The organism is Phocaeicola abscessus CCUG 55929 (assembly GCF_000312445.1).
GTDB lineage: Bacteria > Bacteroidota > Bacteroidia > Bacteroidales > Bacteroidaceae > Phocaeicola > Phocaeicola abscessus.
In genome coordinates this window covers 77,240-98,160 of sequence record NZ_HE997184.1, presented here as the reverse complement: position 1 = coordinate 98,160, position 20,921 = coordinate 77,240, and the positions used below count along the sequence as shown (strand labels likewise).

General features: G+C 48.7%; 17 protein-coding genes and 1 tRNA gene. 9 read left to right on the top strand and 9 right to left on the bottom strand.

Annotated elements, in window-relative coordinates; translation table 11 throughout:
* Window positions 1-11: 11 nt before the first annotated feature.
* The 5 genes from rsfS to rsmA all read right to left on the bottom strand — a co-directional run bounded on the left by rsfS (window position 12) and on the right by rsmA (window position 5,260).
* Window positions 12-371, bottom strand: a complete 360-nt coding sequence (gene rsfS, locus BN102_RS06870; RefSeq protein WP_019208383.1) for a ribosome silencing factor — start codon at window positions 369-371, stop codon at window positions 12-14.
* A 499-nt stretch (window positions 372-870) separates the two neighbouring features.
* Window positions 871-941 (bottom strand) — tRNA-Gln (locus BN102_RS06865).
* 105 nt (window positions 942-1,046) lie between these two features.
* Window positions 1,047-2,978: a DUF349 domain-containing protein gene (locus tag BN102_RS06860; protein ID WP_019208381.1), complete on the bottom strand. Its 1,932-nt coding sequence runs from the start codon at window positions 2,976-2,978 to the stop codon at window positions 1,047-1,049.
* A 114-nt stretch (window positions 2,979-3,092) separates the two neighbouring features.
* Window positions 3,093-4,433, bottom strand: a complete 1,341-nt coding sequence (gene mgtE / locus BN102_RS06855) for a magnesium transporter (RefSeq protein WP_019208380.1) — start codon at window positions 4,431-4,433, stop codon at window positions 3,093-3,095.
* A complete protein-coding gene (rsmA, locus tag BN102_RS06850) occupies window positions 4,430-5,260 on the bottom strand; it encodes a 16S rRNA (adenine(1518)-N(6)/adenine(1519)-N(6))-dimethyltransferase RsmA (RefSeq protein ID WP_019208379.1) in 831 nt (276 codons plus the stop codon). The genes mgtE and rsmA overlap by 4 nt, the downstream gene beginning before the upstream one ends.
* A gap of 150 nt (window positions 5,261-5,410) precedes the next feature.
* Here rsmA and BN102_RS06845 point away from each other — a divergent pair, with 150 nt between their 5' ends.
* Window positions 5,411-6,430: a lysylphosphatidylglycerol synthase transmembrane domain-containing protein gene (locus BN102_RS06845; RefSeq protein WP_036787584.1), complete on the top strand. Its 1,020-nt coding sequence runs from the start codon at window positions 5,411-5,413 to the stop codon at window positions 6,428-6,430.
* Window positions 6,414-7,871, top strand: coding sequence for an aminoacyl-histidine dipeptidase (locus BN102_RS06840; protein WP_036787660.1), 1,458 nt, complete (start codon window positions 6,414-6,416; stop codon window positions 7,869-7,871). The genes BN102_RS06845 and BN102_RS06840 overlap by 17 nt, the downstream gene beginning before the upstream one ends.
* 312 nt (window positions 7,872-8,183) lie before the next feature.
* Here BN102_RS06840 and BN102_RS06835 read toward each other — a convergent pair whose 3' ends face one another.
* The 3 genes from BN102_RS06835 to rpmH form a co-directional block, all read right to left on the bottom strand.
* A complete protein-coding gene (locus BN102_RS06835; RefSeq protein ID WP_019208376.1) occupies window positions 8,184-9,077 on the bottom strand; it encodes a carbohydrate kinase family protein in 894 nt (297 codons plus the stop codon).
* A gap of 2 nt (window positions 9,078-9,079) precedes the next feature.
* Window positions 9,080-10,237: an MFS transporter gene (locus BN102_RS06830; RefSeq protein ID WP_019208375.1), complete on the bottom strand. Its 1,158-nt coding sequence runs from the start codon at window positions 10,235-10,237 to the stop codon at window positions 9,080-9,082.
* Window positions 10,238-10,401: 164 nt separating this feature from the next.
* A complete protein-coding gene (gene rpmH / locus BN102_RS06825) occupies window positions 10,402-10,557 on the bottom strand; it encodes a 50S ribosomal protein L34 (RefSeq protein ID WP_019208374.1) in 156 nt (51 codons plus the stop codon).
* A 272-nt stretch (window positions 10,558-10,829) separates the two neighbouring features.
* On the opposite strand from rpmH, the gene efp reads away from it, so the two are divergent.
* The 5 genes from efp to BN102_RS06800 all read left to right on the top strand — a co-directional run bounded on the left by efp (window position 10,830) and on the right by BN102_RS06800 (window position 14,365).
* A complete protein-coding gene (gene efp, locus BN102_RS06820) occupies window positions 10,830-11,393 on the top strand; it encodes an elongation factor P (protein WP_019208372.1) in 564 nt (187 codons plus the stop codon).
* Between the two features lie 115 nt (window positions 11,394-11,508).
* Window positions 11,509-12,498: a glycosyltransferase family 2 protein gene (locus BN102_RS06815; protein ID WP_019208371.1), complete on the top strand. Its 990-nt coding sequence runs from the start codon at window positions 11,509-11,511 to the stop codon at window positions 12,496-12,498.
* A gap of 50 nt (window positions 12,499-12,548) precedes the next feature.
* Complete coding sequence (gene radC, locus BN102_RS06810) at window positions 12,549-13,235, top strand: RadC family protein (protein WP_019208370.1); 687 nt, start codon at window positions 12,549-12,551, stop codon at window positions 13,233-13,235.
* A 35-nt stretch (window positions 13,236-13,270) separates the two neighbouring features.
* The gene (locus BN102_RS06805) at window positions 13,271-13,591 is read left to right on the top strand and encodes an iron-sulfur cluster assembly protein (protein ID WP_019208369.1); all 321 of its coding nucleotides are present in this window, start codon (window positions 13,271-13,273) and stop codon (window positions 13,589-13,591) included.
* A 6-nt stretch (window positions 13,592-13,597) separates the two neighbouring features.
* On the top strand, window positions 13,598-14,365 hold the full coding sequence (locus BN102_RS06800; RefSeq protein ID WP_019208368.1) for a UDP-2,3-diacylglucosamine diphosphatase: 768 nt from the start codon (window positions 13,598-13,600) through the stop codon (window positions 14,363-14,365).
* Window positions 14,366-14,460: 95 nt separating this feature from the next.
* On the opposite strand, the gene carB is transcribed toward BN102_RS06800, so the two are convergent.
* Window positions 14,461-17,682, bottom strand: a complete 3,222-nt coding sequence (carB, locus tag BN102_RS06795; protein ID WP_019208367.1) for a carbamoyl-phosphate synthase (glutamine-hydrolyzing) large subunit — start codon at window positions 17,680-17,682, stop codon at window positions 14,461-14,463.
* A 288-nt stretch (window positions 17,683-17,970) separates the two neighbouring features.
* Here carB and trpS point away from each other — a divergent pair, with 288 nt between their 5' ends.
* Both trpS and BN102_RS06785 read left to right on the top strand, forming a co-directional pair.
* Window positions 17,971-19,065 (top strand): tryptophan--tRNA ligase, encoded by a 1,095-nt coding sequence (trpS, locus tag BN102_RS06790; RefSeq protein WP_019208365.1) that lies wholly within the window; start codon window positions 17,971-17,973, stop codon window positions 19,063-19,065.
* Window positions 19,066-19,227: 162 nt separating this feature from the next.
* A complete protein-coding gene (locus tag BN102_RS06785; protein ID WP_019208364.1) occupies window positions 19,228-20,901 on the top strand; it encodes a glycogen/starch synthase in 1,674 nt (557 codons plus the stop codon).
* The last annotated feature ends 20 nt before the right edge of the window (window positions 20,902-20,921 follow it).

The following is a 20,921-nucleotide window of genomic DNA, read 5'->3' as shown; positions in this document are numbered from 1 at the left end:
GCTGTTTTAGGTCAATTCAGGTCTGGGATACGAGTGAGTTTCGCATCGGCCCAAAGGTGTTCCAAGTCATAGAAAGCGCGTATTTCAGGGAGGAAGATATGAACCAGCACATTGCTGTAGTCCATGCCTACCCATTGGGCATTCCGTAGTCCGTCGATCGAAGTGGGTTTATCGCCTGTATGTTTTAAAACCTGCTCGTAAACAGACTCTGTCAATGCATTGACTTGTGCAGGCGAGTTTCCTTGACAAATCACGAAGTATTCGCCAATACTTCCGTCGATTTCATTCAGATCTGCGATAATAATTCCTTTGCCTTTTTTCTCTTGAATCCCGTCAGTGATTGATTTGATTAATTTTTCCGTTTCACTCATTCTAAAAGGATAAATGTTTTTGATTAATGAGAGACAAAGATACGCAGTTTTCTCGTTTTTACGAAAGATCGTGACGGAAAACGATTTTTTTTTTATTTTTTAGAAATCCGATGACGTCCTCCTACCTATCCGGATACGTTCCCTAACCTATCTGGATACGTCCGGAACCCCGCCGGCGCGGTTCTTTATCCCGTCGTTGACGTCCGAAACCTCGCCGGCGCGGTTCTTTATCCCGTCGTTGACGTCCGAAACCTCGCCGGATAGGTTGTACAACCTATCCGCCTACGTCCCGAACGTCAAATTTTAGGTTACTCAACCTCTCCGATGAGGTTCCGAACCTCAACGGAGAGGTTGCCTAACCTCAACGGATCTATCTTGGACCTAAACGACGGGATCCGGAACGTCAAATTTCAGGTTGTCCAACGTCGTTGGAGAGGTTCGGAACTTCAAAGGATAAGTAGCGGACGAAAAAAACTTCACTGCGAAAGTGAAGTTTTCGTTGGAGTACCAGGATTCGAACCTGGAATGACAGGACCAGAATCTGTAGTGTTACCATTACACCATACTCCAATCTCGGGCTTTCCGAAAGCCCTCCGGATAAGCCGCCGCAAATATACGGTTTTTACATAAACCGGCAAAAAAATATGCTGTTTTTTTCTGAAATCCGCTGTTTTCTTATAGCTGTTCCTCTTTCGGGGTTTCCTCATCCAGGTTGCTGATCTTCTGACGGATTTTTTCCGCTTCAGCTTTTAATTTTTCCACTTTTCTTTTCATTTCGTCCAAGAGTCCGCTGCCTTTCTCGGAGGAGGTGTTGAAGAACCCTAAATTATTCTCGTAAGTTTGGATTTCGTTCTTCATGTTTTCGTACAGCCGTAACAACTTGTCGCGTTCTTTGCCTCCTGTGCCTTTGCTGCCGGCGTACAGACTGCTTGGAAAATGTTTCGCCGAAATGTTCATTTTATTGGACAGGCTGTCGATGACCGTATGGTATTGTTTATAGATCCTGTCTTTTTCGCGGAACGGGACATGTCCCGTTTCGTTCCATGTTTTCATCAGCTCGCGTACGTTGTTTTCATCGCCTTCGTTCAGCTCGTCTCGGGCATCTATTTCGTTTAATTGCTGGATAATGTTTCTTTTGGCTTTTAGGTTATTTTGTTCTTCCGTATATTGCGAAGAGGTTGCTTTGTTCCGTTTTTCAAAGAAACGATCGCACGTGTCGATGAATCTTTTCCAGATGACGTCCGAATGTTTTTTGGGTACCGGGCCTATCGTCTTCCATTCTTTTTGCAGTTCGGTCAAGGCTTCGGTGGTTTTCTTCCACTCGGTACTGTCTTTCAACGCTTCCGCTTTTTCGATCAATGCACGTTTTTTCTCTAAATTAGCGTTCATCTCTTCCTTCATTTGTCTGAAGAATTCGGCTTTCCGTTTAAAGAATTCGTCGCAGGCTGCGCGGAAGCGTTCGAAGATTTTTACGTTTATTTTGCGCGGAGCGTAGCCGATGGTTTTCCACTTGGCTTGCAGGGCCAATATTTCTTGCGTCTTATCGCTCCAATCGCGGAAATTTTTGAATTTGTCGTATTCCATGCCTTCGGCGATTTCGCAGATCACGATCTTGGCGTCCAAGTTTGTTTGCTCTTTTTCCTTGAGTTCTTCAAAATGTTGTTGATGGCGGCGATTTACTGCGGTCGATGCCGCTTTGAATCGCGTCCAGATCGCTTCGCGCAAATCTTTCGCGATGGGGCCTGTTTCGCGGAATTCTTGATGGAGCTTCTGCAGCTGATGGAAAGCGGATACCACATCCGGTTCGTCCGCCAGTCGTTCGGCAGCTTGGCAAAGGTGGGTTTTTATTTCAAGGTTCTTTTTAAAGTCGTATTCGCGAAATTCGTTGTTCAGCTTGATCAGATCGTAGAATTTCTCTGCGTAGAGCTGGTAGTTGCGCCACAGCTCGTTCACCTTATTGGCTGGGATTCGTCTGATGCTGTTCCATTCCTGTTGCAGTTTCTTGAATTCGTTGTACGATTTGCTGGAATCTTCCTGACTTTCGGAGATCGTTTTCAAGCGTTCGATGATATGAAGTTTCTTCAGTAGATTTTCTTCTAATTCTTTTTCTTCTTTCGCTGCAAGGGCGTTTCGTTTTTCTTTGATATCACCCAGTAAGGTTTTGAATCGGTTTTCGGAGTCATCTTCCGGCATGGCGAAGGCTTCGGGGGTACCGCCTTGTTCTTCAAAGCTTTTACGGGCGGCGTCGGTTTCTGCCTTTTGTAGCTTGTAAAATGTTTGCTTTAAGTAATCGATTTCTTGTCTTTCTGCTTTTCCTCCGTTGGCGTCGATTTCTTTCAGGCGCTCGATGACTTCTTCTTTTGTCTGTTTGGGTTCGTACTTGAGAAGAGCCTCTTTTTCTTTTTCGTTGACAAGTTCGTCTTCCGAAGAAGTTGTCGTTTCCTCAAGTTGAATATTCTCTTCCGTCGGCAGCGTAACGGCAGCTGCTTCTTCCTCGGCGTTGCCCTTCACGGGTTGAGCATTGGCAGAAGATGTATTTGTCTCGGTTTCAGGCGTTTTATCAGCTGGAACTTCGGCTAAAGGGTGAGTTGTTTCGTTCGATTCCATTGTATAGGTTTTAATTTTTATCCGACTTATTGAGATTCAAAACACAAATTAAAAGAAATAAATTATCTTTTCATAATAAAATGAAGTATTTTTTGTTTTCGTGTCGATCGGCGGTTAGGCTAAAGCGACGGTAATACCCATATATAAAAGCATTCCGATAATATCGTTGGTAATTTGGATAAACGGGCCGGTGGCTATTGCCGGATCTATTTTTAATTTCTCCAAAGTCATCGGAACTAAGGTCCCGAAGATACTGGCAAACATAACCACTGTGAATAAACTGAGGGATACGGAGTAGGAAACCGTTTCCTGCGCTCCGTACCGGATGAAGTTGTAGACGTACACCAACATGGAAATAATGGTGGCGTTGATCAAGGCGACGACCGATTCCTTCACCACCTGTTTGAACGTGTTCTCAGAATGAAGCGAGTGGTTGGCCAAACCTTGTACGACGATGGCGGAAGATTGCGTGCCCACGTTACCGCCGGTACCGCCGATCAAGGGGATATACAGAGCCATCTCGGGATGGGCGGCGAAGGTGCTGTCGAAATTGCCTAAGATCATCGAGTTGCCTATCCCTCCCAACATGCCGATAATCAGCCAGGGCAGACGCGCTTTCGTTTGTTGGAAGACGTTGTCGTCGGTTTCCACATCCTGCGACAAACCGGAGGCCAATTGGTAGTCGCGATTTCCCCGTTCGCGAATCTCATCCATGACATCGTCGACGGTGATCCGTCCTACGAGGCGGCCAATGCTGTCGACTACCGGGATGGCTACCAAGTCGTATTTCTCGATCAGTTGGGCTACTTCGTCGATAGGCGTATCTTCCATCACCGAGACCGGATCTTTTTTCATCACGTGTTTCACCTTCGAGACGGATGGGCTGGTAATCATCTTCTTCAATGGAAATACGCCTTGCAAACGTTGGTCATCGTCGACCACATAGACGTAGTAAATCTCATCCATGTCTTCTGCTTGCTGCCGCATTTCTCGCAGGCATTCCGGCATACTCCAGTTTTCGTTTACGACAACCATTTCCGTCCCCATCAATCCGCCGGCAGTATCTTCGTCGTATTTCAACAGGTCCACGATGTCTCCCGCCTGGTCGACGTCGTCGATTTGCTGCAAGACTTCCTGCTGCTTTTCGTCGTCCATATTGCGGATGATTTCCACGGCGTCGTCCGTATCCATGTTGTCGACAAAACGTTTGGCGATGACCTCCGAAGGCAAGATGTTCAGAAAATCGTTTCGGGCGTCCTCGTCCATCTCGATGAGGACGTCGGCCGCCTTTTCGTTATCGAGCAACAAGTAGATATAACGGGCATCCTCTGCGTTGAGTTCGTTGCAGAGTTCCGCAATATCGGCAGGATGCCATTCGTTCAATATCGCTTTGAGTCGTTCGGCGTCTTTTTGCTCGATAAGTGCTTTGATGTGCTCTAAATCTTCTTCTTTCATAGGCTGGAGGGATTAATGGTTTCTGGATGCTCCTCTTCGCGGGTTTCGTTCAAAACCGGTTTTATCCGGTTGGTCAACTCGACGAATTCCTGTACGGAGAGTTGTTCGGGACGTCGGTTGAATATCGGATCGTTACTCAGCGGGTGGTTCCTGGGCAAGATCGTTTGAATGCTGTTACGCATTTGCTTGCGACGCTGGTTGAAAGTTGCCTTGACGATCCGTTTGAATAGTTGTTCGTCGCACCCTAAATCCATGGTCGAGTTTCTGGTCAGTCGAACCACGGCGCTTTTTACCTTCGGCGGAGGATTGAAGACGTATTCATGGACGGTAAAGAGATAATCGACTCGATACCATGCCTGGATCAACACGCTTAATATGCCGTACGTCTTACTTCCGGGACCGGCGGCCATCCGCTCGGCTACTTCCTTTTGGATCATCCCCGTACAGCAGGGAATCAGATCTTTGTATGCCAGCATCTTGAAAAATATTTGGCTGGAGATGTTGTAAGGATAATTCCCCGTCAAGACGAATGGTTCGTTTTCGAAAACCTTGCGTAAGTCGAGCCTGAGGAAATCGCTTTCGATAAGCTGCCCTCTCAATTGCGGGAAGTTCGTCTGTAAATAAACGATGGATTCGGCGTCCAGTTCTACTACTTTTACCTTCCGTTCTTTCTTTAGCAGGAATCGGGTGAGCGTACCCATGCCCGGCCCCACTTCCAGAACGGGGATATCAGGACACACATCGACGGTATCCGCTATTTGTTGAGCAATGTTTAGATCCGTTAAAAAATGCTGCCCTAACGATCTTTTCGGTCGAACCCACGCCATTCGGTTAAAATTTCCAATTAAATAATCAATATTTCTTTTAAGAAACTATCTTTGCAAGAAGATTTCGTGCAAAGATAATATAAATCTGAGGAATTTGGACATCACTCTTCGAAAAATCGGTCGAAATGTCGATGAAGGAGGCGATAACTCGTGGTAACGTTTGGACAGACAGCGAAATATGGCTTGCAGATACTGCTTCCATTGATCTTGGGAGGGAGTATTCTGTGGTGGATGTACCGGGACTTTGATTTCTCTTCGATATGGACGTTGATGGAATCGGGGATGAATTGGAGCTGGATGCTCTTGTCCCTGCTTTTCGGTGTGTGGAGTCACGTCCTCCGCGGGTTGCGGTGGAAGTTGACATTGGCTCCTCTCAACGAATATCCCCGAACGAATAATTGCATTTATGCGATATTCTTTTCGTACGCGGCGAATTTAGTCATTCCCCGTGTCGGGGAAATTTCGCGTTGCGGAGTATTGCATAAATACGACGGAACTTCTTTTTCGAAGTCGTTGGGAACCGTCGTTACGGAACGCTTGATCGATACGGCTTGCATTTTGCTGATCACTGGTTTGGCGGTATCGCTTCAGGCGACTGCATTTGTGTCGTTCTTCGCGAAAACGGGGACGAATGCTTCTACCCTCGAAGAGATGCTCACTTCTCCCGGTTTTTATATCATTTTGCTGAGCGTCTCGGCCGTTTTGCTGCTGCTGTATTTCATGCTGCGCAAGCTAACTGTTTTTGGAAAGTTGAAAGGTATTCTGATTAATATTCGAGAGGGTATCCTCTCGTTGAAACACGTAAAGCGGCTGCCTTTATTCTTCCTCTACACCGTTGGGATTTGGCTTGGTTATTTTCTGCAATTCTATGTGACCGTCTTTTGCTTTCCGTTTACCGATCAGTTAGGCCTCACGGCCGTGCTGCTGATATTTGTCGTCGGATCGATAGCAGTCGTAGTACCTACGCCCAACGGGGCGGGCCCCTGGCATTTCGCCGTTATCACCATGCTTGTGTTATATGGAGTAGGGAAGGAAGAGGCCGGAATTTTTGCCTTGATCGTGCACGGAATACAAACCTTTTCGGTAATTTTGCTGGGCGTATATGCGATGATAGCTTTACCTTTTACTAATCATATTAAAAACAAAAAACATGATGAATTCAATCCTTAACCTCGCTCCACAAAATGTGTGGAAACATTTTCATGAATTGTCGCAAGTACCGCGTCCGTCGGGACATTTGGAGCAAATTCAAAAATTCTTGCTGGATTACGGAAAGAAGATCCACGTAATCTCTTTTAAAGATGATGCGGGAAATGTGGTATACAAAAAACCAGCTTATCCGGGGATGGAAAATCGGAAGGCTGTGATCCTGCAGGCTCACATGGATATGGTTCCGCAGAAGAATAAAGAGAAAGTGCACGATTTTGAAAAGGATCCGATCGAGACGGTCATCGACGGTGAATGGCTTTATGCCAACGGAACGACGTTAGGCGCCGACGACGGTATGGGGGTGGCTGCCATTATGGCTATTATGGAAGATAAAACGCTGAAGCACGGTCCCTTGCAAGCCTTGATTACTGCCGACGAGGAGACGGGGATGTTCGGCGCTTTCGGCCTGAAGCCGGGAACGGTGGAGGGCGATATCCTGTTGAATCTCGATTCGGAAACGGAAGGAGAATTGTATATCGGCTGTGCAGGAGGTATCGATATAACCTGTACGATGGAGTATAAAGAAACACCTGTGGACAAGAAGAAAATCGCTTTGAACGTTACGCTGAAAGGACCGCGTGGCGGACACTCCGGTATGGAAATCAATCAGGGCAGGGCAAATGCGAATAAGCTGATGGCCCGTTTCCTGAATCGGGTAGCGGCGGAGAACGGTATTTGCTTGGTAAGTTGGGACGGCGGAAATATGCGTAATTCTATCCCTCGGGAAGCGGAAGCGGTGATTACTCTCGACGAGAATCAGGTGAGTGCCGTCGAGAAAACGGCCGAAGCTTGCGCTCGAGTCTGGAGCGAAGAATTTAAAGAAACGGAAAACGAGATTACGTTAACTGTTGAACCCATCGAAACTCCTGAGAAAGGTGTCCCGCAGGAGATCTCAGATAATATCATTGATGCGATCTTGGCCTGCCCGAATGGCGTGCTCCGTTATATCCCTACCGTTCCCGATACGGTGGAGACTTCTTCGAATTTGGCTATCGTGAATGTGAAGGATGGTCGGGTTTCGGTGAAATTCCTGACTCGCAGCTCGCGCGACAGCATGAAGGATTACATGGCTCAGAGCATTGCGGCTACCTTCCGTATGGCGGGCATGAAGGTGCAGTTCTCGGGCGCTTACGGCGGCTGGGAACCCGACGTGAAGAGCCCTATCCTAAAAGCTATGAGGGAGGCTTATAAAAAGCAATTCGGCAAGGAGGCTTCGGTCAAAGTGATCCATGCCGGTTTGGAATGTGGCATTATTGGAGCCATCATGCCGGGATTGGATATGATCTCTTTCGGACCGACGTTAGAGTCGCCGCATACCCCCAACGAGCGCTGTCTGATAGCCAGCGTACCGTATTTTTACAACTTCCTGATAGCTACGTTAGAGAATACGCCGGTGAAATAACCGGGATGTTCGTGATTCGAACAATCCCTCTTCTCTCAAGAAGAGCTCACCTGGTCCAAGATGGAAGTCCAATTGCTTTTTAAAGCTGTCGCCCTTTGTAGGGGAGCTGTTGCAGAGCGTCCGGCGGTCGGGAAATAATTTGTTTTTCCGCTGCGGAGTACCGAGGATCCGGGAATAATGTTTGCCGGTGTCTAAATTTGCTTTCAGGCCTCGGCGAAGGAGGGGCATTTAGACACACCTTCCTCTTTTCGATGATAGGTGCATTGTGGCTGACGCAACCGAATTTCTTTGTGCGGCACAGAAAAATTGCTCTTATTTGGCGAATTTCCTCAACGCTTCTGGGATCTTCGGCATGGCTCCTTGCTGCGTGCAAACGTACGCTGATACCTTTACCGCCAGCTCATGGGCTTCCGTTATGGGGAGATTATTCATGATGGCAGCGGTGAAAGCTCCCGTGAAGGAATCGCCAGCTCCGACTGTATCGGCCACTTTCACGTGAGGCGTAGGTTGGAAAGAAGTGAAGCGAGGCATAAAGACGTAGCTTCCGTTTACGCCGCAGGTGAGGATGACCATCTTCAGACCGTACCTCTCGAGGAGTTTTCGACAGACGGTTTCGAAGCCGGTTTCTTCCCATTCGAATAACGTCTTTACCTGCATGATTTCTTCTTCGTTAATCTTGAGTACATTGCATCTCCTGAGCGAAGCATCGATCACCTCCTCGGAATAGAACTCTTGTCGGAGATTGATGTCGAAGATCTTCAGTTGTTCGCGATCTTCCGGCATGGTGTCGAGGAATTTGGCGATCGTTCTGCGAGAGATGTTGTTCCGTTGCGCCAGCGAACCGAAGCAGACTGCCCGGCAATGTTGGGCAAGTTGCTTCATGCTGTCAGTGTAAGGGATGTTATCCCATGCCACCCCTTCTTTGATTTCATAGTGAGGGATGCCGTTTGCGTCGAGTCTTACTTGGACTGTTCCCGTCGGGTATTCGATCCGCTCGATATAATAATCCAGTCCTTTGCTTTCGAGCGCCCGAAGGGTTTCGTCGCCTAACGGGTCCTGTCCGATCGCGCTGACAGCCATGGCGTTTAAACCGAATTGCGAGGCATGGTATGCGAAGTTCGCCGGAGCGCCTCCCAATTTTTTCCCCTCGGGTAAGACGTCCCATAATATTTCGCCCAAGCCGATTACTAAATTGTCTTTGATCATGGTTATTTATCGATTTTATTCATGTAATAGAGCAAATAGATTACGCCGGCGATCATGACGAGTACCGCGCCAGCCTGCCCGAGGGCATCGCTTGCAAAGCCCATGATCAGGGGGAAGACAGTTCCGCCGAAAAGTCCCATGATCATCAGGCCGGAGACTTCGTTTTGTTTTTCCGGAACGGAGAGCAAGGCTTCCGAGAAAATGATGGAGAATACGTTCGAATTGCCGAAGCCTACCAGGGCGAAAGCTACATAAAGCAGCAGGTGGTGACTCGCACCAATCATCAACAACATGGCGACGCCCATGATCAGGACGCTGAACAGGAAAAATCTTTTATGACTGAATCGGGTCAGGGCGTACGAGCCAAACAGGCATCCGATAGTTCTGAAGATGAAGTAAACGGTCGTTGCGAAGGCGGCTTCGTTCAGCGACATGCCTACCTTTTCCATTAAGAGTTTCGGGGCGGTGGTGTTCGTGCCCACGTCGATACCTACGTGACACATGATGCCGAGGAAAGAGAGTAGTACGATGGGTTTGCCCAAGAGCTTGAAACATTCGGCGAACGTAGATGCCTTGTCGGTCGGCTCTTTTTCTTTAATCGACGTAACGGACAAGAGAATGGAGGCCAGGATGCCGATCGTCGTGTAGATAGGAAACAAGATGCGCCAACCCAAGCCCGAAGCGGGAATGCTGGCCTGAGCGCCCCATGCGGCGATAAGCGGAGCCATGAACGAGGCGATGGCTTTTACGAACTGCCCGAAAGTTAATGTACTGGCCAAACGGTCGCCCGTGATGATGTTGGAAATGAGCGGATTCAGAGAAGTCTGCATCAGTGTATTGCCGATGCCTAACAGAGAAAACGAGACGAGCATCAGCCCATAGGTCTCTCCGAAGATGGGCAACAGCAGGGAAACGATGGTAACCGCCAAACTCACCAATACGGTTTTCTTCCGTCCGATCCGGTTCATCAACATACCTGTCGGGACCGAGAAAATAAGAAACCAGAAAAAAACGAGCGAAGGAAAAACATTGGCGGAGGAATCGCTTAGGTTCAAGTTCTCCTTTACGTAATTCGAAGCGATTCCTACCAGATCCACGAAGCCCATGGCGAAGAAGCAGAATATGACGGGGATCAGTTTTAAGGTCTTATTGTCTTTCATATAGGGTAAAATCTTATTGATGCAAAGATATTTAATTCTCGGAATAAATCTATTTTCTTTCCACCTTTTCGTTTCGCTGAGGCATATCTTCTGCTGGAAAAGACGAAAAAAGCTGATTTCACATCCATGTTGAAATCAGCTTCTCTGGGTCTTTTATCGGGGGATTATTTCCCGTGAGTTTCGTCGGAAACCGTTAATTTCTTGCGTCCTTTAGCACGACGGCTCGCCAACACGCGGCGCCCGTTGGCCGTCGCCATTCTCTCCCGGAAGCCGTGCTTGTTCTTTCGCTTTCTGTTAGAAGGTTGGAATGTTCTTTTCATGTCAATATACTATTTATTGTTTTCAATCGAAATTACGGATGGCAAAATTACGTACTTTTTTGAAATAAACAAAGTTTTGTTTCTTTTTTGCTGAAATCTTTTTGTGTTTTCTCTTCCTTTGCATTAATTTTGCCTGCGCAAATTACCGTACGAACCATGTTGCGGCATAAAAGTGCGCAACCTCTTGGGGGATACTCCAATCGTGCTGTCTTTGCTGTGTCAACGATTCGTTGGCGACTGATTGGAAATGACAGATAATTAAAATAAAAAGTATGATTAACGCTCAAGACATTAAGATCGGAACAGCTATCCGTATGGACGGGAAGTTGTATTTCTGCATTGATTTCCTTCATGTGAAGCCCGGTAAAGGCAACACCTTTATGCGTACCAAACTGAAAGATGTAGTGGAGGGCTATGTGCTGGAGCGCCGCTTCAATATTGGCGAAAAATTGGAAGATGTGCGTGTGGAACGTCGGCCGTATCAGTTCCTTTATAAGGATGGAGAGGACTATATTTTTATGAATCAGGAAACATTCGACCAGGTTCCTATTTCGGGAAAGATAATCAATGGGGTAGACTTCCTTTTGGAGGGTTATATCGTGGATGTGGTTTCCGACGCTTCCACCGAAACGGTGTTGTTTGTCGATTTGCCCGTGAAGATACGGCAAAAAGTCGTCTATACGGAACCCGGCCTCAGAGGCGACACGGCCACGAATACGTTGAAGCCCGCCAAGGTCGAGTGTGGTGCGGAAGTTCGGGTACCTTTATTCATCAACGAAGGGGAAACGATAGAAATCGATACGCGCGACGGTTCTTATGTAGGCCGTGTGAGATAAGATCGTGCAAACAGGATAAATTAAGGTGGAACGCTTGCTCGCTCCGCCTTTTTTTTATTTCTTTGTGGGGAGATAGATGTTTGCTTGTTGAAAACCCGAAACGACTTGACCGCCTATGAAGTATTCCTTTATCATTCCTGTTTACAATCGTCCCGATGAGGTGGAAGAATTGTTGAACAGCCTGACGCGACAGACTGTCCGCGATTTTGAAGTGATCCTCGTAGAAGATGGGTCTGACGTGCCGTGCGGTGCGGTAGCGGAGGCCTATACTTCAACGTTGAAGATTCGTTATTTCTATAAGCCGAATTCCGGCCCCGGACAGACTCGGAATTTCGGGGCTATGAAGGCTCAAGGCGAGTACCTCCTTATCTTGGATTCGGACTGCATCCTTCCTCCCGATTACCTGAAAGCCGTCGAAGACGCCTTGCAACATGATCCAGTCGATGCTTTCGGCGGACCTGACCGAGCTCATATGTCCTTTTCCGATATGCAGAAGGCGATCAATTATGCCATGACTTCGTTCTTTACCACCGGTGGTATTCGTGGAGGAGAAAAGAAATTGGATCGGTTTTATCCCCGAAGCTTCAATATGGGAGTTCGTGCGGATGTATACAATGCCTTGGGAGGGTTCTCGAAGATGCGTTTCGGCGAGGATATCGACTTCAGCATCCGAATTCTTCAAGGTGGCTATCGTTGTCGACTGTTTCCGCAAGCGTGGGTATGGCACAAACGACGGACGGACTTGAAAAAATTCTTTAAACAGGTGCATAACTTTGGCATCGCTCGCATCAATCTGTACAAAAAATATCCCGATTCGTTGAAAGGGGTACATCTGTTGCCGGCCGCCTTTACGGTCGGGGTGATGATGCTCTTGCTCGGGGCGGCCTTTTGCTGGTGGAGTTTGCTGCCCATCGTGCTCTTTGCTTCGGTCGTTTTCGTCGACGCGAGCTCACGCAATAAGAGTGCGAAGATCGGTCTTGTGGCGGTAGGTGCGTCCTTCGTGCAGCTTATCGGGTACGGGACGGGATTCCTCCGCGGATGGTGGAAGCGTTGCGTACGGGGAAAGGACGAATTTTCAGCCTTTGCTGAAAATTTCTATAAATAGCGAATTTGTCGCTGTGTACGCTTTTCGTTCATTTAAATGAAATGACTGTAATGGAGAGACTGACTATTCGAGAATGGGCGCAGGAGGATCGCCCCCGTGAAAAGATGATCTCGCACGGCATTTGCTCCCTTTCGAATGCTGAATTATTGGCCATTCTCATCGGCTCGGGGAACGGAGAAGAATCGGCAGTGGAACTGATGCGGAAGATTTTGGGAGATTACCATAACAATCTGAACGAATTGGGAAAATGTTCCGTCGACGAGTTGTGTGCTTACAAAGGTATCGGACCGGCCAAGGCCATTTCCATTCTGGCAGCCCTGGAAGTGGGCAAGCGCCGTAAAGAAGAAGCCGTTCGGAAACGGACGGTTGTTCGGAGTGCAGTGGACATCTACGAGATCTTCTATCCGCTGCTGTGCGACTCGCCTGTCGAGGAGTGTTGGGTGCTGCTTTTGGACCAGGCCTCAAAGGTCATAGAGCGGGTCAGGATCAGTGTCGGAGGAATTGCGGCTACTGCCGTCGACATCCGTTGCGTTTTGCGCGAGGCCTTGCTGAAGCGAGCGGTTTCCATGGTGCTCTGCCACAATCATCCTTCGGGAAACATTCGCCCGAGCAAAGAAGACGATAACTTGACCGACCGATTGATGAAGGCTTCGCAGGTGATGAACATCCGTTTGCTCGATCATGTCGTTCTTGCCGAAGGCAAATTTTATAGTTATGCGGATGAAGGGAGATTGTAAAAATAACTATCTTTGCCATAAGTAATCGAAAAAATATGGACGAGAAAACGCGTTTGGATTTGGAAGAGAAGGTCGTAAAGATGTTGAAAACGGTATATGACCCGGAGATCCCCGTAGATGTGTACGATTTGGGATTGATTTATCGGATTGAAGTGAAGGATGATTATTCCGTAGAATTGGATATGACCATGACGGCGCCGAACTGTCCGGCCGCCGATTTTATTATCGAAGATGTCCGGCAGAAAGTCAATTCGATCGAAGAAGTCGGACAAGTTACCGTCAACCTGGTATTCGAGCCGGAGTGGAATAAGGACATGATGAATGAAGAGGCCAAGTTGGAATTAGGCCTGATGTAAACGCTTATGAAGAACGTATACTTTCTCTCGGATGCACACCTCGGCTCGCGGGCTATCGCTCACGGCCGAAATCAGGAACGCCGCCTGGTGAATTTCCTCGACAGTATCAAGTACCAGGCCACCGCCGTATACCTCTTAGGCGATATGTTCGACTTTTGGTACGAGTTTAAGCTCGTCGTGCCGAAAGGGTATACCCGCTTTTTAGGGAAAATCTCCGAACTGACTGACATGGGGGTCGAAGTGCATTTCTTTACCGGTAATCACGATATTTGGTGCGGTGACTATTTGGAGAAGGAGTGTGGCGTCATCCTTCATCGCACTTCGCTCACGTGTGAGATTTACGGAAAAGAATTCTTCCTTGCCCACGGCGATGGATTAGGAGATGATGATTCGAAGTTCAAGCTCCTGCGCTGGATGTTCCATAACAAAACGTTGATTCGTCTGTTCGCTACATTGCATCCTCGGTGGAGCGTAGAATTCGGCCTGAAGTGGGCTAAACACAGTCGGGAAAAACGGGAGAACGGTAAAGAACCGCCGTACCAGGGAGAAGACAAAGAATCGCTCGTGCTCTTCTCAAAGGCCTATTTGAAAGCACATCCCGACATCAATTTTTTTATATATGGGCATCGCCATATTATGCTCGATTTGATGCTCACGCATTCCGCCCGCATGATGATCGTCGGCGATTGGATTGAGAGTTATTCGTATGCCGTATTCGATGGGGAGAACCTGTTCCTCGAACAATACGTGGAGGGAGAAAGTCGCTTGTCTTGATACGCTCCTGCCCAATCGTGCGGAGTGACCAATGCGTCGATTCGCTTGCGTTGGGCTGATTTGAGTTGCCTTTGCGGACGTTTTCCGTTGCGCTTTTATTTATATTCCTGCCAACTCTTTATCTGGATGTCTTCCACGCCCATGGTGCAGAAAGCATTGATGAAGGCGCTTGCCAAACGGGCATTCGTCATCAGCGAGATGTTGTGGTCGATGGCGGCGCGGCGGATCTTGTATCCGTTGGTCAGTTCACGCTTCGTCTGGTTCTTCGGGATATTGACGATCAGTTCGAAGCGATGTTCTGCAATCATTTTCATCACGTTCTCTTCGGCGTCGGGGCACTCGTCGGGCCAGTACACCTCTTTGGCGTTTACCTCATGCGCTTGCAGGAACTTCGCCGTGCCTTTCGTGGCATAGATCTCATACCCGCGCTCGGCGAGCATCTGGCTCGCTTCCAAGAGATCGACTTTCGATTTGGCCGGTCCGGAGGAGAACATGATCGTCTTCTTCGGGATACGGAGCCCGACGGAAATCAGTGCGTTGAGTAACGCCTCGTTAAAGTCGTCGCCCATGCAGCCAACTTCGCCAGTCGACGACATGTCTACGCCTAATACTGGGTCTGCGTTGTGTAATCTTGCAAAGCTGAATTGCGAAGCTTTTACGCCGATCCAGTCGATGTCGAATTCCGATTTGTCGGGCTTTTCATAAGGAGCGTTCAACATGATGCGGGTGGCGGTCTCAATGAAGTTCCGCTTGAGAATCTTCGAGACGAAGGGGAACGAGCGGGAGGCACGGAGGTTGCATTCGATCACTTTGACCTCGTTGTTCTTGGCGAGGTACTGGATGTTGAACGGTCCGGAGATGTTCAGCTCTTTCGCGATTTGCCGACTGATTCGCTTGATCTGCCTTGTGGTAGCGAAGTATACCTTTTGAGCCGGGAAGACGAGGGTGGCGTCGCCCGAGTGTACGCCGGCGAATTCGATGTGCTCGGAGACGGCATATTCCACGATCTCGCCGTTCTGAGCCACACCGTCGAACTCGAGTTCCTTCGTCTCTTGCATGAATTGCGAGACCACCACGGGAAATTCCTTCGAAACTTCGACGGCCAGCTGCAGGTATTCCTTCAGTTGCTCTTCATTGTAGCAGACGTTCATGGCCGCTCCGGAGAGCACGTATGACGGCCGCACCAGCACGGGATAGCCGACGCGCGCCACGAATTCTTCCATTTCTTTCATGCTCGTCAGCTCCTGCCAAGCCGGTTGATCGATTCCCAGCTGGTCGAGCATGGCCGAGAATTTGTTTCTGTTCTCCGCACGATCGATCGAGACGGGGGAGGTGCCAACTACGGGGACGGACTGCCGGTAGAGTTTCATCGCCAGGTTGTTGGGGATCTGTCCACCTACGGATACGATCACCCCGCTTGGCTCTTCAAGATCGATTACGTCCATCACCCGCTCGAAGGAGAGCTCATCGAAGTAGAGGCGATCGCACATGTCGTAGTCGGTCGAAACTGTCTCGGGGTTGTAGTTGATCATAATGGTTTTGTATCCCAACTTTCGGGCCGTGTTCGTGGCATTGACCGAGCACCAGTCGAACTCCACGGACGAACCGATGCGGTACGCGCCTGATCCGAGTACGACCACCGAGCGGATATTTTTGTAATAGTTGACGTCGTAGCCCGCCGTACCGTAAGTCATGTACAGGTAGTTTGTCAGCTCCGGGTGTTCTGAGGCCACTGTGTTGATGCGTTTGACCGCCGGGAGAATCCCTAATTCTTTCCGGCGTGCCCGGACTTTTAAGTTTCCGCTTTCCATGTTCTCTTTGAGTTTCAGTACGAAACGGGCGATCTGGAAGTCGGAGAATCCCAATGCTTTCGCTTGTTTCAGGGCTTCGGCTGGCAATTCGTCCAGCGAATGGTAGGAAGAGAGTTTTATCTTATAGTCGACGATGTTTTTCAATCTCTCGATGAACCATGGATCTATTTTCGTGAGTTCGCAGATGTGGCGAACGGTATAGCCGGCTTCCAAGGCGGCAGCCAGACCGAAAATGCGTAAGTCGGTAGGGTTGGTCAATTCTTCGTCCAGGTTCTCGAATCGGATATGTTCGTTGCCCACGAATCCGTGCATCCCCTGCCCGATCATCCGGAGACCTTTCTGGATGACTTCTTCGAACGAGTGTCCGATCGACATGATTTCTCCGACCGATTTCATACTGGATCCGATCTTCCTCGATACTCCCGCGAATTTCGTTAAGTCCCAGCGAGGTATTTTACAGATGAGGTAATCTAATTGTGGGGGCGTGTAGGCCGAGTTCGGGGTATCCATCTCGCCGATCTGATCGAGGGTATAACCCAATGCGATCTTCGCTGCGACGAAAGCCAGCGGATAGCCGGTGGCCTTGGAGGCCAAAGCGGAAGAACGGCTTAGGCGAGCGTTGACTTCGATGACCCGATAGTCGTTGGTCTCTGCATGGAATGCGAATTGGATATTGCATTCGCCGACGATGTTCAAGTGACGGACGCATCGAATGGACAATTCTTGCAACAGCTTCACCTGTTCGGGTGTCAACGAGCAGGTGGGTGCCACCACGATGGATTCTCCGGTATGAATGCCGAGCGGATCGAAGTTTTCCATGCTCGCTACGGTAAAGCAATGATCGTTCGCATCGCGGATGACTTCGAATTCTATTTCTTTCCAACCTTTCAACGATTCTTCTACCAGAATCTGATTCGAGAAAGTGAATGCGCTTTCAGCCAATTCCTCGAATTGCTCTTCGTGCTGGCTGATACCGCTGCCTTGTCCTCCTAAGGCGTAAGCCGAACGGATCATGACGGGGAATCCCAAGTCGTGAGCTGCTTTTATTGCTTCTTCCATCGATTCTACGGCATGGCTTCGCGGCGTTTTCATCGGGATCTTGTTCAATTCTCCGACGAAGCGCTCACGGTCTTCCGTATTCATGATTGCTTCGACTGAAGTACCCAGAACCTGAACCTGGTATTTGTCGAGGATACCTTCTTTATATAGAGTCGTTCCGCAGTTCAGTGCGGTTTGTCCACCGAAGGCCAGCAGTATGCCGTCCGGACGTTCTTTTTCAATAATCCGTTCGACGAAATAAGGGGTGACGGGTAGGAAATAAACCTTGTCGGCAATGCCCTCGGTGGTCTGAATGGTAGCGATGTTCGGATTGATCAGTACGGAATGGATGCCCTCTTCGCGTAAAGCCTTGAGAGCTTGTGATCCTGAATAGTCGAATTCTCCGGCTTGTCCGATCTTCAATGCACCGGATCCTAAGACCAATACTTTCTTTAAATCTTTTTTCATCAGAAATATTATTTTATTTGATTGCGTTCATCTTGCACAATGTATGGAAAGGAATAAAAAAAGCGTCCATCCTCCTTAAGGATAAACGCATCGTATTTACCTCGTATGGTTTTTTCTTTCTCTCGGGATACATCGTCATTTTGTTTGCGCAAAGTAAACACATATTTTGAACATGTCAAAATATTGCTCGAATTAATTTTATACGAATTCGTTCGTTGCCGATTCGGAATAAATAAATTTGGTTTTCCATTCGGTTTGCGTTATCTTCGCACACAAATTCGGATAGATATGGAAAAGAAAAAGATAATATTGACCGGCGATCGTCCTACAGGCCGTCTTCACATCGGTCATTATGTGGGGTCGCTGAGGAGGAGGGTAGAGCTTCAGCAGGCGGACGAGTATGATAAGATTTTTATTTTTATTGCCGACGCTCAGGCTCTGACCGACAATATCGACGAGCCGGAAAAGGTTCGACAGAGCGTGATAGAAGTAGCGTTGGATTATTTGGCCTGTGGGATAGACCCTGCCAAATCGACCATCTTTATCCAATCTCAAATTCCGGAGTTGTGTGAGCTGACTTTTTATTACATGGACTTGGTTACGGTAGCGCGCTTGCAACGTAATCCTACGGTCAAGACGGAAATTCAGATGCGCCACTTTGAGGCGAGCATTCCGGTTGGCTTTTTTACTTATCCCATCAGTCAGGCTGCCGATATCACTGCTTTTAAGGCGACGACCGTTCCCGTAGGGGAAGATCAGGAGCCGATGCTGGAGCAGACTCGCGAAATTGTCCGTCGTTTCAACCATATTTACGGGGAAACCTTGGTGGAACCGGAGATTTTGCTCCCAGACGGCACTGCCAGCAGACGTCTGCCGGGAACGGACGGCAAGGCGAAGATGAGCAAATCGTTAGGGAATTGCATTTATCTTTCCGATACGGCCGACGAGGTGGCTGAAAAGGTCAAGGGCATGTACACGGATCCTACTCACCTGAAGGTTTCCGATCCGGGAAGGTTGGAGGGGAATGCTGTATTTACTTATTTGGACGCGTTCTGCAAACCGGAACATTTCGAACGTTATCTGAACGAATACCCTGATTTGGAGGCACTGAAAGCTCATTACACACGGGGAGGTTTGGGCGATGTGAAAGTGAAGAAATTCCTGACAGCCATACTCCAGGAAGAATTGACGCCGATTCGCGAACGACGTAAGGTGTTCGAGAAGGATATTCCCGCCGTATACGACATGTTGAGGAAGGGAAGCGAGGCAGCTCGCGAAACCGCTGCCCAGACACTGGGTGACGTCCGCCGAGCCATGAGGATCAATTATTTCGATGATCAGGATTTGATCCGGGAACAGGCGAAGCGCTTCGGGCGGGAGTGATCCGTTGAGCGTTGCCGGAGCCGAAGCACCGCGTAGCAGGCCTCGTTCGTCGCCGCGGGATCGGAGGCCAGGTCGGGCTTTTCCCGTAAACATAAAAATGGGTTAAAGCTTGAGCAAGTTGGAGGTTTTATTTACTTTTGCAATAAATTTCTACGAGGATCAATGACTAATGAATGGATGACACCCGATTACATTTTTGAAACCAGTTGGGAGGTATGTAATAAGATAGGTGGAATATATACGGTTTTATCGACGAGAGCTAAAACGTTGCAGGAAGCTTTGACGGATAGAATATTCTTTATCGGACCGGATATTTGGGGTAAGAAGATGAACCCCACCTTCGCAGAGGATACGAATCTGCTGACCGCATGGAGGGAGCACGCTTGGCGGGTCGACGGATTAAAAGTCAGGACGGGACGGTGGAATGTTCCGGGGTATCCGGTGGTCTTTCTGGTCGATTTCCGTTCTCTTTTTGTCGAGAAGGATACGATCTATGCCCGGATGTGGGAAGATTTTCAGGTGGACTCGTTGCACGCTTACGGAGATTATGACGAATCGTGCATGTTTGCAGTCGCTGCGGGAAAAGTGGCGGAAAGTTTTTATCGCTTCAATTTGACGGAGTTTGCCAATGTCATCTTCCATGCCAACGAATGGATGACGGGTATGGGAGCGCTGTATATCCAAAAGCATGTTCCCGAAATAGCCACCGTGTTTACCACGCATGCCACTACGGTCGGCAGGTCTATCGCATGCAACCGCAAACCCTTGTACGATTATCTTTTCGCCTACGACGGCGATCGGATGGCAGAGGAACTGAACGTCCGATCGAAACATTCGATCGAAAAACAGACGGCTCATTATGCGGATTGTTTCACCACGGTGAGCGATATTACCGACAGGGAATGCAAGGAACTGCTCGATAAACCGGCTGACGTAATCTTGAGGAACGGTTTCGACGATAGCTTTGTCGCCAAAGGAAAGAGCTTCGACGACAAAAGGGGGGAGGCCAGGGCGGCGGTCCTGAATCTGGCAAACAAATTATTGGGCGTTTCGTTGGACGACGATACGCTCATCGTCGGCACGAGTGGGAGATATGAATTTTACAATAAGGGAATCGACGTCTATCTGGAAGCGCTGAGCCGCTTGACGAAGGAACACGACTTGAAGAAGAACGTACTTGCCTTCATCCATGTGCCCGGATGGGTGAGCGACCCCCGGGCAGACCTGCAACAGCGCCTCATGAGTGACGAATGCTTCATGACTCCTCTCGAATGCCCCTGTATTACGCATTGGTTGCATAATATGGAACACGATCAGGTTTTGGCTATGATGAAGGACAAGGGGCTGTCGAATGCCGCCGATTCCAACGTAAAAGTCATCTTTGTTCCCTGCTATTTGGACGGAAAAGACAGCATACTGAACATGGCGTACTACGACGTGATTATCGGCAATGATTTAAGCGTGTATCCTTCTTATTATGAGCCGTGGGGATACACCCCCCTCGAGAGCATCGCTTTCCGAGTTCCAACCCTCACGACCGACTTGTCCGGCTTCGGACGCTGGGTGGATAAGGAATTGGGCAAGCCGGGGGAATTGACGGACGGGGTGAAAGTCGTTCACCGTTCGGACTACAATTATTCCCAGGTGGCAGACACGATAAAGGAATCTGTCGTCGCTTTTTCGCAGTTGACGAAAAACGAGGTCAGACAAATCCGAAAACATGCTTGGACTTTGTCCCAAAAAGCATTGTGGAAAGACTTCATACCCTATTATTACGATGCGTACGACATCGCTTTGCACAAGGCGCATCTGCGACGAGTGAAGCATAAGAATTAATGACATTATTTTACAGTTGA